Source organism: Dactylosporangium darangshiense (assembly GCF_039537565.1).
Lineage (GTDB): Bacteria > Actinomycetota > Actinomycetes > Mycobacteriales > Micromonosporaceae > Dactylosporangium > Dactylosporangium darangshiense.
Genome location: NZ_BAABAT010000012.1, coordinates 71,219 through 85,945, shown reverse-complemented (window position 1 = coordinate 85,945; position 14,727 = coordinate 71,219). Strand labels below are relative to the sequence as shown.

9 protein-coding genes are annotated in these 14,727 nt (G+C 69.4%); 5 read left to right on the top strand and 4 right to left on the bottom strand.

Annotated elements, in window-relative coordinates; all coding sequences use genetic code 11:
* Positions 1-1,278, bottom strand: coding sequence for an ROK family protein (locus ABD901_RS23050; RefSeq protein WP_345129192.1), 1,278 nt, complete (start codon positions 1,276-1,278; stop codon positions 1-3).
* Between the two features lie 782 nt (positions 1,279-2,060).
* On the opposite strand from ABD901_RS23050, the gene ABD901_RS23045 reads away from it, so the two are divergent.
* Entirely contained in the window at positions 2,061-6,359 is a 4,299-nt protein-coding gene (locus ABD901_RS23045; protein ID WP_345129191.1) for a discoidin domain-containing protein, read from the top strand.
* Between the two features lie 62 nt (positions 6,360-6,421).
* On the opposite strand, the gene ABD901_RS23040 is transcribed toward ABD901_RS23045, so the two are convergent.
* From ABD901_RS23040 to ABD901_RS23030, 3 genes are read right to left on the bottom strand one after another with little or no spacing between them, the layout of a single operon-like run.
* Positions 6,422-7,276, bottom strand: coding sequence for a carbohydrate ABC transporter permease (locus ABD901_RS23040; RefSeq protein ID WP_345129190.1), 855 nt, complete (start codon positions 7,274-7,276; stop codon positions 6,422-6,424).
* A 21-nt stretch (positions 7,277-7,297) separates the two neighbouring features.
* Positions 7,298-8,245, bottom strand: a complete 948-nt coding sequence (locus tag ABD901_RS23035; RefSeq protein WP_345129189.1) for a carbohydrate ABC transporter permease — start codon at positions 8,243-8,245, stop codon at positions 7,298-7,300.
* Positions 8,246-8,268: 23 nt separating this feature from the next.
* Positions 8,269-9,600 carry an ABC transporter substrate-binding protein gene (locus ABD901_RS23030; RefSeq protein WP_345129188.1) on the bottom strand — a complete coding sequence of 444 codons (1,332 nt, stop codon included), beginning with the start codon at positions 9,598-9,600 and terminating at the stop codon, positions 8,269-8,271.
* A 286-nt stretch (positions 9,601-9,886) separates the two neighbouring features.
* On the opposite strand from ABD901_RS23030, the gene ABD901_RS23025 reads away from it, so the two are divergent.
* Genes ABD901_RS23025 through ABD901_RS23010 form a run of 4 tightly spaced genes read left to right on the top strand, consistent with a single transcriptional unit; the run spans position 9,887 to position 14,718 of the window.
* Positions 9,887-11,212: an L-fuconate dehydratase gene (locus tag ABD901_RS23025; RefSeq protein WP_345129187.1), complete on the top strand. Its 1,326-nt coding sequence runs from the start codon at positions 9,887-9,889 to the stop codon at positions 11,210-11,212.
* Positions 11,212-12,726, top strand: coding sequence for a sugar ABC transporter ATP-binding protein (locus tag ABD901_RS23020; protein WP_345129186.1), 1,515 nt, complete (start codon positions 11,212-11,214; stop codon positions 12,724-12,726). Before ABD901_RS23025 ends, ABD901_RS23020 begins: the two co-directional genes overlap by 1 nt.
* Positions 12,723-13,703: an ABC transporter permease gene (locus ABD901_RS23015; RefSeq protein ID WP_345129185.1), complete on the top strand. Its 981-nt coding sequence runs from the start codon at positions 12,723-12,725 to the stop codon at positions 13,701-13,703. Before ABD901_RS23020 ends, ABD901_RS23015 begins: the two co-directional genes overlap by 4 nt.
* Before the next feature lie 34 nt (positions 13,704-13,737).
* Complete coding sequence (locus tag ABD901_RS23010) at positions 13,738-14,718, top strand: ABC transporter substrate-binding protein (RefSeq protein ID WP_345129184.1); 981 nt, start codon at positions 13,738-13,740, stop codon at positions 14,716-14,718.
* Positions 14,719-14,727 lie beyond the last annotated feature (9 nt).

Below are 14,727 nucleotides of genomic sequence, written 5' to 3'. Positions count from 1 at the left end.
TCAGTGCACGCTCGCGAGCGGGGGCTGCGCGGCCAGCGAGACCGCCGTCGGGTCCTCGATCATGCGCTCCACCACCACGCCGGCGCCGCCGCGGGCGGCTGCGGTGAAGCCCAGGTGTGAGGCGACGAAGTGGCAGCGGGCGGCCGTTGACGCGACCGCCAGGCGGGCCAGGTTGGCCTGTGCCGCCGGGATCAGGTGGTCGGCCAGCTCGGCGAAGTAGCCGCCCAGCACGATCACCCGCGGGTTGAACAGGTTGACGAGGATCGCGCCGCCGTGGCCCAGCCAGCGGCCGACCTCGGCCACGGCCTCCGTCGCTGCGCGGTCGCCGGCGGACAGGCGGCGGGCGACCTCGGCGATGCGCTCCTGCGGGTCGGGGATCGGGGCGTCGCCGGGGCCGTAGGCGGCGTCGGGAGTGGCCCGGCGCACGAGCTCGGCGAGGCCGACCTTCGTCTCCCAGCAGCCCACGCGACCGCAGCCGCACGGTGCGCCGCCGGGCTCGACGGGCAGGTGGCCGACCTCGCCGGAGAAGCCGTCGGCGCCGCGCAGGAGGCGGCCGTTGACGATCACGCCGCCGCCGACGCCGACCTCGCCGGTCAGGTACACCAGATCGTCGGTGCCGGCGGCCACGCCCCAGGTGTACTCGGCCAGGGCCGCCAGGTTGGCGTCGTTATCGACGCCGATCCACAGGCCGGGTGCCAGGCCGTGCGCGAGGCGAGTGGCGACCGGGACGTCGCGCCAGCCGAGGTTCGGGGCCAGCACGACCACGCCGCGGGAGACGTCGACGAGACCCGGGACCGCCACCGTCAGGCCGACGGGGGTCACGCCGCGGCGCACCAGCTCGGCCAGGGAGCGGCGGGCCGCCTCGGTGAGGTCGTCCAGGCAGCGCTCCACGTCGCGGTGCATGGCGTCGAAGCTGACCCGCTTCTCGATGACGGTTCGGCCGGTCAGGTCGCTGCCGTGCACCGCCAGGTAGTCGACATTGATCTCGATGCCGATGGCGCCGACGTCGGGGCTCAGGGCGATGCCGCGGCCGGGGCGGCCGGCGCCGCCCGAGTGCTCGGCGCCGATCTCGCGGACCAGGCGGCGGGTGAGCAGTTCGTCGACGAGGCTCGAGACGGTCGCCTTGTGCAGGCCGGTGGCCGCGGCGATCGCGGCACGCGAGCGAGGGCCGTTGATGCGGATGTGGCGCAGGGTCCGCGTCAGGTTGGACCGGCGCATGGCGAGCTGGTCGGTCGGCTCCTCGGCGGATCCGGCACCGGCACGCTCCTTGCTCACCATTACAGCCCTCCCCCGGCGCCGGGCCGTCTGCAGCGAGCCCCTCGCGCCTGTCCAAGCGATCGGACGAACAGATCGGGCGCATCGACGCGCCTCATTCGTCGGTCCGTCCGACGAATGAACCACGAAACATCCCGGCAACACCAGCCCTGCGAGCAACGAATCAGGAACGTTTCGAAAGTCATCACAGGACTCCACAGCAGCCGCGCAGGATCCAACGCAACAACCACACGGGATGGCACACAACCAAAGACTGTTGTCACTGTTCGCGCGACTTCAACACGCCAGACCGTTGACGAGCCGGTAGCAAGTCTGCAACATTTGGCGCAACGCAGTGCAAGATTCCTACAAGCGCTCGACAGACTTACGCTACTCTCCGCAACTAGATCGCAGCCGGACCGCCAACCGGCCGCCGTCGCCCACACCCCGCCTACGGAGAGGCCAGACCCCGTGCAGTGGGACCTGCCGCAGCACGGTCGCGGACCACCACCTCGCGACCTTTGAACAGCCGGCCCGGCATCGACCGGGCCATATGCGATGCCCAGCACCTTCACGTGGCCGCCACCGCACAGGACCGCACCGCCGGATCGCACCGCCAACCCCGCAGCCGTTGGCGCGGGACGCTGTCCGGCGAACCGACGCCGACCCACGCCAAAGCTTCGCCCGATGCGCCCAACCCCGTCATCGCGGGTCGCAGGTCGAGTCACCGTCCGTCTGTACGCGTCGCCACGCAGTACCACCAACACCCCGCTCGGACGCATGAGACGACACGACGAAGGAACCCGATGAGCAGAAGGCTCGTGACGCGAAGGGTGCTGGCGGCGTTCGCCGTAGCCACCCTCGTCGCCGTGACGGCGCAGACGCTGCCGGCGCAGGCCGCCGGTGGCCCCAACCTTTCCAGCGGCCGCCCCGCCACCTCCAGCAGCACCAACGGCCAGAACGGCATCGGCAACATCAACGACGGCAACCAGGCCACCTACTGGGAGAGCGCCAACAACGCCTTCCCGCAGTGGGCGCAGATCGACCTGGGCAGCGCCAAGAGCATCGACCAGATCAAGCTGAAGCTGCCGGCCGACACCGCCTGGCAGACCCGCACGGAGACGCTGTCCGTCCAGGGCAGCAACGACGGGACGAGCTTCAGCACGATCGTCGGCTCGGCCGGGTACGTGTTCAACCCGTCCACCCAGAACACGGTCACCATCAACTTCAACGCGACGACCACGCGGTACGTGCGGCTGAACATCACCGCCAACACCGGCTGGCCGGCCGCGCAGGTCTCCGAGTTCGAGATCTACGGCGTGAGCACCACCGGCAGCAACCTCGCCGCGGGCAAGACCTTCACCGCCAGCTCCGCCAACGCCCAGTACGTGGCGAGCAACGGCGGCGACTCCAACCAGGGCACCTACTGGGAGGGCACCAACAACACCTTCCCGCAGTGGTTGCAGGTCGACCTCGGTTCGGCCGTGCCGGTCAGCTCGGTCGTGCTGAAGCTGCCGACCGGGTGGGGCGCCCGCCAGGAGACACTGTCCGTGCAGGGCAGCACCAACGGCAGCACCTTCTCCGACATCGTGGCCTCCAGCGGGTACAACTTCGACCCCGCCTCGGGCAACACCGTGACGATCCCGTTCACGCAGACCACGACGCGGTACATCAGGGTCAACATCACGGCGAACACCGGCTGGCCGGCCGCGCAGCTCTCCGAGCTCGAGGTCTACGGCCCGACGAGCGGTGACACGCAGGCGCCGACCGCGCCGGGCAACCTCGCCTACACCCAGCCCGCCAGCGGCCAGATCCAGCTGACCTGGACCGCCTCGACGGACAACAGCGGCTCGATCGCGGGGTACGACATCTACGCCAACGGTACGCTGCGCTCCAGCGTCGCCGGCAACGTGCTGACGTACACCGACAGCCAGCCCGACACCGCGACGGTCGCGTACTACGTCAAGGCGCGCGACGCCGCCGGCAACCAGTCGCCGAACAGCAACACGGTGACCCGCACCGGCACCAACCCGGACACCCAGGCGCCGACCGCGCCCGGCAGCCTCGCCTACACCCAGCCGGCCAGCGGCCAGATCAAGCTCACCTGGACCGCCTCGACCGACAACAGCGGCAGCATCGCCGGCTACGACGTCTACGCGAACAACTCGCTGCGCGCCAGCGTCGCGGGCAACGTGCTGACCTACACGGACAACCAGCCGGACTCGGCGACGGTGACGTACTACGTGAAGGCCCGCGACGCCGCCGGCAACGCCTCCGCGGCCAGCAACACGGTGACCCGCACCGGCACCGGCAACCCGCCGCCGGGCACCAACGTGGCGCTGGGCAAGACGATGGACGCCAGCGGCTCGGTCTTCACGTTCGTGCCGGCCAACGCCAACGACAACAGCGTCACCACCTACTGGGAGGGCGCGGCCGGCTACCCGGCGACCCTGACCGTGAAGCTCGGCGCCAACCACGACATCAGCAAGATCACGCTCAAGCTCGACCCCAGCACCGCGTGGGGCGCCCGCACCCAGAACCTGCAGGTCCTCGGGCGTGAGCAGAGCGCGACCGGCTACACCAACCTGGTGTCGGCGGCGGACTACCGCTGGGACCCGGCGACCGGCAACTCGGTGGACATCACCGTGTCGGCCCGCGTCGCCGACGTGCAGCTGAAGTTCAACTCCAACACCGGCGCCCCGTCGGGCCAGGTCGCGGAGTTCCAGGTCTTCGGCACCCCGGCGCCCAACCCCGACCTGCAGGTGACGGCGATCAGCTCCTCGCCCGCCTCGCCGGTGGAGACCGACTCGGTGAACCTGACCGCGACGGTGAAGAACAACGGCACCGCGGCGTCCGGCGCGACGAACGTGAACTTCTACCTCGCCACCGCGCAGGGCACCGTCCTGGCCGGCACGGCGAACGTGACGGCCCTGGCGGCCGGCGCGCAGGGCACCTTCACCGCGAACATCGGGCCGCGCACCGCGGGCACCTACACGGTGAGCGCCAAGGTGGACGAGAGCAACGCGGTCGTCGAGACCGACGAGAGCAACAACGCGTTCACCAGCGGCACGAGCCTCGTGGTCCAGCCGGTGCAGAGCTCGGACCTCGTCGCCGCGCCGGTGGCCTGGTCGCCGGGCAACCCGTCGGCCGGCAACACGGTCACGTTCACGGTGGTCATCAAGAACCAGGGCACCCAGGCCTCGGCCGCCGGCGCGCACGGCGTGACGCTGACGCTGCTGGACTCCACGGGCGCCACGGTCAAGACCCTCACCGGCTCGTACACGGGCACGATCGCGGCGGGCGCGAGCTCCCCGGTGATCACGCTCGGCACGTGGACGGCGGTCAACGGCAAGTACACGGTGCACACCGTCCTCGCCGCGGACACCAACGAGCTGTCCATCAAGCAGGGCAACAACACCAGCGACAACCCGCTGTTCGTCGGGCGCGGCGCGAACATGCCCTACGACATGTACGAGGCCGAGGACGGCACCGTCGGCGGCGGCGCGCAGGTCGTCGGGCCCAACCGCACCATCGGCGACATCGCGGGCGAGGCGTCCGGCCGCAAGGCCGTCACGCTGAACTCGACGGGCTCGTTCGTGCAGTGGACGACCCGGGCGAGCACCAACACGCTCGTCACCCGGTTCTCGATCCCGGACGGCACCACCACGACGCTGAACATCTACGTCGACGGCAGCTTCGCCAAGGCGATCACGCTGACGTCGAAGTTCTCGTGGCTGTACGGAAACGAGGCGTCGCCGACCAACTCCCCCGGCACGGGCCCGCGGCACATCTACGACGAAGCCAACATCATGCTCGACAGCACGGTGCCGGCCGGTCACGTGATCAAGCTGCAGAAGGACTCGGCCAACGGCGGCAACTTCGCGATCGACTTCATCAACCTGGAGCAGGTCGCGCCGATCGCCAACCCGAACCCGGCCACGTACATCACCCCGGCCGGCTTCACGCAGCAGGACGTGCAGAACGCGTTCACCAACGCATCGCAGAGCTCCACGGCCGTCGGCGTCTACCTGCCGGCGGGCACCTACACCACCACCGGCAAGTTCCAGATCTCCGGCAAGGCCCTCCAGGTCGTCGGCGCCGGGCCGTGGTACACCAAGTTCCAGACCCCGCAGGACCAGCAGAACACCGACGCCGGCTTCGCCGTGCAGACCTCGGCCAACGGCTCGACGTTCAAGAACCTGGCGTTCTTCGGCAACTACGTCGAGCGCATCGACGGCCCGGGCAAGGTCTGGGGCGAGCTGAAGGACAACCAGAACCTGACGATCGACAACGTCTGGGTGGAGCACACCGTCTGCATGTACTGGGGCGTGCACAACAGCGGCATCAACATCAGCAACAGCCGCATCCGTGACACGTTCGCCGACGGCATCAACTTCACCAACGACACGACCAACACCCACCTGAACAACATCGACGCCCGCTCCACCGGCGACGACTCGTTCGCGTTGTTCTCGGCCATCGACAGCGGCGGCTCCGTGGGCAACCACGACAACCTGTGGGAGAACCTGTCCGCGACGCTCACCTGGCGCGCGGCCGGCTTCGCGGTCTACGGCGGGTACAACAACACGTTCCGCAACATGTACATCGCGGACATGCTGTGCTACTCCGGCATCACGATCAGCTCGCTGGACTTCGGCTACCCGTTCGTCGGCTTCGGCACGCAGCCGACGACCATCCAGAACGTCTCGCTGGTACGCGACGGCGGGCACTTCTGGGGCCAGCAGGCCTTCGGCGCCATCTGGGCGTTCTCGGCCTCGAAGGAGTTCCGCGGCATCCGGGTGTCCGACGTGGACATCGTCGACCCGACGTACTCCGGCATCATGTTCCAGACGAAGTACACGGGCAGCGCCCACGAGAACATCTTCCAGGACACGGTGTTCACCAACGTGAGCATCAGTGGCGCCAAGCGCAGCGGTGACGCGTTCGACGCCAAGTCCGGCATCGGGATCTGGGCCAACGAGCTGCCCGAGCCCGGTCAGGGCCCGGCGTTCGGCGCCGTCACGTTCAACCACCTGACCCTGTCCAACAACGCGGAGAACATCCGCAACACCACCAGCACGTTCACGATCACGATCAACCCGTAAGACACCGCACACAGGACGGCCGCCGGGAGCTCCTCCCGGCGGCCGTTCGCCGTCGGGGCCCGTCATCCCTTCAGCGCCCCGAGCATCTGGCCGCGGATGAGGTACCGCTGAGCCAGCACGAACACCGTGAGCACCGGCAGCGCCGTGACCAGCGTCGCCAGGGCCAGCTGCGGAGCGTAGAGGCGCACGTCCAGCCCGCTGGCGTTGGTCGGGTCGTAGAGCGGGCTGGAGGAGACCAGCTGCTGCAGCCCGACGGAGACGGTGTTGGTGTCCGACAGCGGCAGCAGCACCAGCGGCAGGAAGAAGTTGGTCCAGTTGGCCACGAAGCTGAAGAAGGCCACGAGGGCGACCGCCTGCTTGGACAGCGGCAGCGCGATGCGCAGCAGGATGTCGGCCTCGCGCAGCCCGTCCAGGCGCGCCCCTTCGATCATCTGCATCGGCAGCGTGGTCGTGAAGTGGATGTAGGACAGGTAGACCCCGAACGGGTGGAAGCCCATGAGCAGCGTGACCACCCAGATGTTGTTCACCGCGCCGACCGCGCTCGCCTCGAGGTACAGCGGGATGACCAGCACGGTGTTGGGCACGACCATCACCAGCAGGGTGAGGAACCGCACCAGCCGGCGGCCGGTGAAGCGCAGCCGGGCGATGGCGTAGCCGGCCGGCAGCGCGCACAGCACGGCCACGAGCGAGCCGCCGCCGGCCACGACCACGGAGTTGGCGAGCCAGCGCAGGAAGACGCCGTTGTTGAAGGCGAGCACGTCGTCCCAGTTGGCGCGGGCGTTGCCCAGCGACAGCGCGCCGAGCCCGCCGCCGTCGTCGTGGCGGAAGCCGACGGTGAGGAAGGCGATGAGCGGGTAGCCGAAGGCCACGGCGAACAGCAGCAGGGTCACGACGCGGCCGGTCCGACCGATGCGCATGGTGCTGGATGTCGGCACGCTTCACCGTCCGTCGTCGAAGAGCCGGGTGCGGGAGACGATCAGCAGGCCGAGGGCGAGGGTGATGACGAGCAGGATCACCGACATCGCCGCCGCGGCCGGGGTGTCCAGGATCTGGTAGGCGTAGGTGAAGCTCAGCTGGTTGGGCGTCCACTGTGGAGAGATCATGCCGTGGGTCACCTGGCTGAGCACCTGCGGCTCGAGGAACAGCTGGAAGCCGTATGCGACGTTGAGCAGCGTCATGTAGCCCAGCCACGGCCGGATGAGCGGCAGCTTGATGCGCCACGCGACGTCCCACGCCGACGCGCCGTCCAGCCGCGCGGACTCCAGCAGCGTGTCGGGGATGCCGTTGAGGCCGCCGTTGAGCACGACGACCCACGTGCCGGCGCCCTGGAAGAACAGCATCGCGGCGAGGATGACCGGCAGGTTGCCCGGCTGGGCGACCTCGCTGAGGTTGCGGTACCCGAACCCGTGCCACAGGAAGGAGATCGGGCTCTGCCCGGGGTTGAGCAGGAACAGCCACAGCATGAAGTTGGCGATCCCGGCCAGGGCGCCGGGCAGGTAGTACACGAAGCGCATCCACGCGCCGAAGCGGCCGGGCCGGGCGTCGATGAGCAGCGCCAGCAGCACCACGACGGCGAGCATGAGCGGCAGCCAGATGGCGAGGGTGAGCCCGACGTTGACGAACGTCTCGAGGAAGCGGAAGTCGCCGGCGACGCGGGTGTAGCTGCTGATGCCGCCGAAGCCGGTCTCGGACTCGTTCTGCAGGCTCTTGACCACGGCGTACCCGGTGGGCACGACGCCGGCGACGAGCAGCAGGGCGGCGTACGGCGCGATGAGCAGCACGCCGAAGCGCCGCTCCGGGCGGTGGCCGCGCCCGCGCGGGCGGGGCCGGGCCGCATGGTGTCGCGGTTGCGCGTCGAGCGTGCGCAGCTGGAGCGTGGTGGTCACGACGGGTTCTCGATTCTGGGGTGTCAGGGGCCGGCGCGCACCGCGTAGCCGAAGGACCGGGCCTCGCTGGTGAGCCGCTGGCCGAAGGTGTCCCAGGCGCGGGCGAAGGGCTGGCCGGAGGTGAGGGCGGGCGTGATCGTGTGGGTCCAGACGGTGCCGGTGTTGTACCGCGTGTAGTCCCGCCCGGAGCGCACGATCGTGGAGGCGAGGACGAACGCCGCGGCGGCGGTGTCGAACTTCGCCAGGTACCCGGCCTGGCGCTGCTTGGTCAGCCACGGCTGCTGCAGCGGGCCGTAGGCGGGCAGCCCGACGGAGAGCTCGACCTGCCAGCGCGGGTCGGTGGCCACGAACCGGGCGAAGGTGAGCGTGTTCTGCAGCTGCACGCCGGTGATGTGCCGGGAGAAGCCCCACAGCCCGCCACCCTCGGAGCTGGTCGCCGGCGCGTCGTCGCCGGCCCAGCGCAGCGGCGCGGCGGCGGTGATCCGGCCGGGGTCGACCTTCCACGTGTCGCGGAACAGGAAGTTGCCCCACCACACCGCGCCCGGGCTCATCGCCAGGCGCCGGCCGAGGGCGGCGGCGTCCGGAGAGAAGATCCCCGACGGCGAGACGGCGCCGGCGTCGACGAGGCGGGTCAGCAGGTCGCGGATGCGGGTGCAGCGGTTGTCGGTGAGCTCGATGCGCACCTGCTTCTCGCTGATCCGCTCGTTGGTCGGGCAGCCACTGGCCCACAGGTAGCGGTCGGGGGCGTAGGCGTCGCCGAGGAAGCCGGTGAGGTAGCCCGGGTGGTCCTGCGCGATGGCGAGGCTGAGCCGCTCGTAGTCCTCCCAGGTGGCCGGCGGCAGGTAGCCCCACTGGCGGAACAGTTCGGCGTCGTACCACAGCACGTCGGGGGCGGCGTCGTTGCGCAGGCAGCGCACCCGCCCGTCGATGCGGCACTGTGCGATGACGCTGGCGGGGTACTCCGGGATGATGTCGCCGAGGTTCTGCCCGATGTCCCGGACGTAGTTGATCTTCGAGCTCGCCGCCCAGGCGATGTCGTCGTTGGAGGGGAAGAAGATCGCGTCGGGCCAGCCCTTGCCGGCCTGGTTGAACAGCACGAACTTCTGCTGCAGCTCGGTGCTGCCGACGTTGCCGTTGATGGTGGTGACCTGGACGGGGATGTCCGGGTACGCCTTGCGGAAGGCGTCGACGGCGGGCACCCGCGGCGGGTCGACCCACACGGTGATGGGCCCGCCCGAGTCACTCACATGGTTGTCGGTGCCGCCGGCGCAGCCGGGCAGCGCGAACACTGCGGCGGCGGCCAGGGCCGTCGCGACCGCTCGAGCACGGATTTCCGATTGGTTTCGCGTGCGCACCGGCGCAGTAGACATCCGATGAATGACCGAGGTCAATCAACCTAACGAACAGGTTGCGGGGCGCGGTTGCGCCACTACGTTACGTGCGCGTTTCCGGGAAACATCCGACCGGTGATCGCTGAATCATCCGATCAATACTCAACATTTTCGCGCAACGATGGGGCCAAATCGGCGTAATACAGCGCCATTCGGCGGGAGAAAGCGGGGAAACATGGGTTCACAGATGGGATGGCGCTGCTATGGTTCCGCACCAATAGATCGGATCACTCGCCGACGGAGCGTGCGTATGCCGATGATCACCGCGGTACGGGTCCATGACGTGCGGTTCCCGACCTCGCTCGAGCACGACGGGTCCGACGCGATGAACCCGGACGCCGACTACTCGGCGGCCTACGTCGAACTCCTGACCGACGACCCCGGCCTGGCCGGATACGGGTTCACCTTCACCATCGGACGCGGCACCGACCTCGTCGTCGAGGCCGCACGGCAGCGGGCGCTGCCGCTGATCGGCCGGGACACCGACGAGCTGTGCGCCGACCTCGGCGGCGCGTACCGCCAGCTCGGCGCCGACTCGCAGCTGCGCTGGCTGGGCCCCGAGAAGGGCGTCGTGCACCTCGCCCTCGCGGCGGTGGTGAACGCGCTGTGGGACCTCGCGGCCCGGCGGGCCGGCAAGCCGCTGTGGCGGCTGCTGGCCGAGATGACGCCGGAGGAGCTCGTCGCGGCGACCGACTTCCGGTACGTCTCCGACGCGATCACGCCCGACGAGGCCCTGGCCATGCTGCGCGAGATGGAGCCGACCCGCGCGCAGCGCATCGCCGAGTTGCGCGAGCGCGGCGGCTACCCGTGCTACACCACGAGCGCGGGCTGGCTCGGGTACGACGACGACAAGCTGCGCCGGCTGCTCAAGGAGGCCCTCGACGCGGGGTACCGCCACCTGAAGCTCAAGGTCGGGCGCGACATCGACGACGACGTGCGCCGGCTGCGCATCGCCCGCGAGGTCATCGGCTGGGACTTCGACCTGATGATCGACGCCAACCAGGTCTGGGACGTGTCGCAGGCGATCGAGTGGGTGGGCCGCCTCGCCGAGTTCCGCCCGCTGTGGATCGAGGAGCCGACCAGCCCCGACGACGTGCTCGGCCACGCCACGATCCGCCGGGCGGTGGCCCCGATCGGGGTCGCCACCGGCGAGCACGGCATGAACCGGGTGCTGTTCAAGCAGATGTTCCAGGCCGGCGCGATCGACTACTGCCAGCTCGACGCGGCCCGCCTGGCCGGGGTCAGCGAGATCCTCGCCGTCTACCTCATGGCCCGCAAGTTCGGCGTCCCGGTGTGCCCGCACGCGGGCGGGGTCGGGCTGTGCGAGCTGGTCCAGCACCTGTCGATCTTCGACTTCGTGGCGGTGTCGGGGTCGCTGGAGCACCGGGTCACCGAGTACGTCGACCACCTGCACGAGCACTTCACCGACCCGTGCGTCGTGCGCGACGGGCACTACGTGCTGCCGGAGCAGGCCGGCTACAGCGGCCAGATGCTCGACTCGACCCTCGCCGAGTTCACGTTCCCCGGCGGCACCTACTGGCGTGCCCAGACATCGGATGTTCCGGGGAGCGCGTGATGGCGGCACTACTGCAGGTGAGCGGGGCGAGCAAGAGCTTCCCCGGCGTGCAGGCGCTCGACGGCGTCGACCTCGAGCTGCGCCACGGCGAGGTCCTCGCCCTGGTCGGCGAGAACGGCGCCGGCAAGTCGACGCTGATGAAGCTGCTGTCCGGCATCGACAAGCCCGACGCGGGCGAGTTCTACCTCGACGGGCAGCAGTACACGCCGAGGAACCCGCACCACGCGCACCAGCTGGGCATCTCGGTCATCCACCAGGAGCTCAACCTGATGCCCGACCTCACGGTCGCGCAGAACATCTACATCGGCCGGGAGCCGCGCGCCGGCGGCTTCCTGCTCTCCGAGCGCGCGCTGAACCGGCGCACGCGCGAGCTGCTGGCGCGCCTCGGGCTGCCGCTGGAGCCCACCGACCTGGTGGGCGACCTGACCGTGGCGCGACAGCAGATGGTCGAGATCGCCAAGGCGCTGAGCTTCAACGCCCGGGTGCTCGTCATGGACGAGCCGACCGCGGCGCTGAACGAGGTCGAGGTGGACACGCTCTTCGGCCTCATCCGCCGGTTCGTCACCCCGCAGACCGGCGTCATCTACATCTCGCACCGCATGCACGAGCTCGGCCAGATCACCGACCGGATCACGGTGCTGCGCGACGGGCGGTACGTCGACACGCTCGACACCGCCACGACCAGCATCCCGCAGGTCATCTCGCTGATGGTCGGGCGCACCATCACCGGCGAGCAGCGCCCGCGCGGCGCAGTGCGCGACGGCGAGCCGGTGCTGACGGTGCGCGGGCTGCGCACGAAGGCGCTGCTGCGCGACGTCAGCTTCGAGGTGCGCGGCGGGGAGATCCTCGGCTTCGCGGGCCTGATGGGCGCCGGGCGCACCGAGGTCGCGCGGGCCCTCGTCGGCGCCGACCGCCGCGACGGCGGCACCGTCGTCGTGCACGGCCGGGAGGTCGCGATCGCCAGCCCCGCCGACGCGGCCAAGGCCGGCATCGGCTACCTGTCCGAGGACCGCAAGCGCTACGGCGTCCTGCTCGGCCGCAGCGTTCGCGACAACGTCGTGCTGGCCTCGATGTTCCGCTTCGCCGGGCCGGCCGGCGTCGTCGCCGACCGGCTCATCGGCCGCACCGCCGCCGAGTACGTGACCAAGCTGCGCATCCGCACCCCGTCGACCGGGCAGCTGGTGCAGAACCTCTCCGGCGGCAACCAGCAGAAGACCGTCGTCGCGAAGTGGCTCGTGCGCGACTGCGACGTGCTCATCTTCGACGAGCCGACCCGCGGCATCGACGTCGGCGCGAAGGACGAGATCTACGCGCTGCTCGACGAGCTCGCCGCGGAGGGCAAGGCGATCATCATGATCTCCTCCGAGCTGCCCGAGGTGCTGCGCATGTCGCACCGCATCGCGGTGATGTGCCAGGGGCGCATCACCGCCGTCCTCGACAACGCCGAAGCCACCCAGGAAAACATCATGGACTTTGCCACGCGCTTCGGCGCCGAAGGAGCGGTGACCCCGTGACCTCGATCCCGGTCAACAATCCGATCGTCGCCCGGATCCGCGGCTCAGTGCAGCAGCTCCTGGCCCTGGTGAGCCTCATCGCGATCCTGGTGTTCTTCTCGTTCGCCAGCCCCTACTTCTTCACCACGAGCAACCTCATCGGCATCCTCGTGGCCGCCACGGTCACCGGGATCCTGGCCCTGGGCACCACGTTCGTCATCGTCGCCGGCGGCATCGACCTGTCCATCGGCACCGGCATGATCCTGTGCGGGGTGATGACCGGGGTCTTCCTGACGTACTGGGGCTGGCCGGTCTGGCTCGGCGTGACCGCGGCGATCCTCTTCGGCGGCCTGATCGGCTTCGTCAACGGCCTCAACGTGTCGGTGCTCGGCCTGCCGCCGTTCATCGCCACGCTCGGCATGATGCTCGTCACCGCCGGGCTCGCGCTGGTCATCTCTGGCACCAAGCCCATCTATTTCAAGGAACACCCCGACTTCCAGCTGCTCATGAACTACTCGGTGATCCCGGGCGCCCGGTTCCCGCTGGGTGTCGCCATCTTCCTGGTACTCACCGTGGTGGCCGCGGCGGTGCTGGGCAAGACGATCGTCGGGCGCTACGCCTTCTCGATCGGCAGCAACGAGGCCGCGACCGCCCTGTCCGGCGTCAACGTCGCCCGCTGGAAGATCACCATCTACACGCTGTCCGGCCTGTTCGTCGGCGTCGCCGGCGTGCTCGCCGCCTCCCGGCTGAGCTCCGCGCAGCCGGTCGGCGGCCAAGGCCTGGAGCTCGAGGCCATCGCCGCGGTCGTCATCGGCGGCACCTCGCTACAGGGCGGCCGCGGCTCGATCGCCGGCACGGTGGTCGGCTCGCTCATCGTCGCCGTGCTCACCAACGGCCTGCGGGTCACCGCCGTACCGCAGGAGTGGCAGTCAGTCGTCGTCGGCTGCGTGATCATCGTTGCCGTCTACGTCGACATGCTGCGCAGGAAACGCGCCTAATCACACCCCCCACGTTGCGAATGGAGACGGTTCCATGCAGAGAAAGGCGTTCACCGCGCTGCTCGGCGCGACGCTCGTCACGTTAGCCCTCGGCGCCTGCTCGGACGCCGCGGACAAGCCCGGTTCCGGCGGGGGCGGCGGCGACAAGCAACCGTACGTCGCGCTCATCTCGAAGGGCTTCCAGCACCAGTTCTGGCAGGCCGTGAAGGCCGGCGCCGAGCAGGCCGGCAAGGAGTTCAACGTCAAGGTGACGTTCGAGGGCGCCAAGGAGGAGGGCAACGTCGAGCAGCAGATCCAGCTGCTGCAGACGGTCATCGACAAGCACCCCGACGCGATCGGCTTCGCCGCGATCGACAGCCAGGCCGCCGCCCCGCTCATGACGCTGGCCAAGAACGAGAAGATCCCGGTCGTCGCGTTCGACTCCGGCGTGGACAGCGACGTGCCGGTCACCACCGCTTCCACCGACAACCTCGCCGCCGCGGCCGAGGCCGCCAAGCACATGGCCGAGGCGATCGGCCACGAGGGCAAGATCGCACTGGTGATCCACGACCAGACGTCGGTCACCGGCGTCCAGCGCCGCGACGGCTTCGTCAACTACATCAAGAAGAACGAGCCGAAGATCCAGATCGTCGACACGCAGTACAGCGGCGACCCGCTCAAGGCCACCGACCTCGCCAAGGCGATCATCACCGCCAACCCGGACCTCAAGGGCATCTACGGCTCCAACGAGGGCGCCGCGATCGGCGTGGTGCACGCCGTGCAGGAGAAGGGGATGAACGGCAAGCTCACGATTGTCGGCTTCGACTCGGGCAAGGACCAGATCGACGCCATCAAGTCCGGCGCGATGGCCGGCGCCATCACCCAGAACCCGGTCGGCATCGGCTACGAGACGGTGAAGGCCGCGGTCGCCGTCATCAAGGGCCAGAAGGTCGAGAAGACCATCGACACGGGCTTCTACTGGTACGACAAGTCCAACGTCGACGACCCGAAGATCACGGCGGTGCTGTACCAGTAACCGTCCCCC

Bases quoted from the DNA above. Each gene is read 5' to 3' on its own strand.
- ABD901_RS23050 (WP_345129192.1), bottom strand. From the start codon at position 1,278: ATGGTGAGCAAGGAGCGTGCCGGTGCCGGATCCGCCGAGGAGCCGACC.
- ABD901_RS23045 (WP_345129191.1), top strand. From the start codon at position 2,061: ATGAGCAGAAGGCTCGTGACGCGAAGGGTGCTGGCGGCGTTCGCCGTA.
- ABD901_RS23040 (WP_345129190.1), bottom strand. From the start codon at position 7,276: ATGCGCATCGGTCGGACCGGCCGCGTCGTGACCCTGCTGCTGTTCGCC.
- ABD901_RS23025 (WP_345129187.1), top strand. From the start codon at position 9,887: ATGCCGATGATCACCGCGGTACGGGTCCATGACGTGCGGTTCCCGACC.
- ABD901_RS23020 (WP_345129186.1), top strand. From the start codon at position 11,212: ATGGCGGCACTACTGCAGGTGAGCGGGGCGAGCAAGAGCTTCCCCGGC.
- ABD901_RS23010 (WP_345129184.1), top strand. From the start codon at position 13,738: ATGCAGAGAAAGGCGTTCACCGCGCTGCTCGGCGCGACGCTCGTCACG.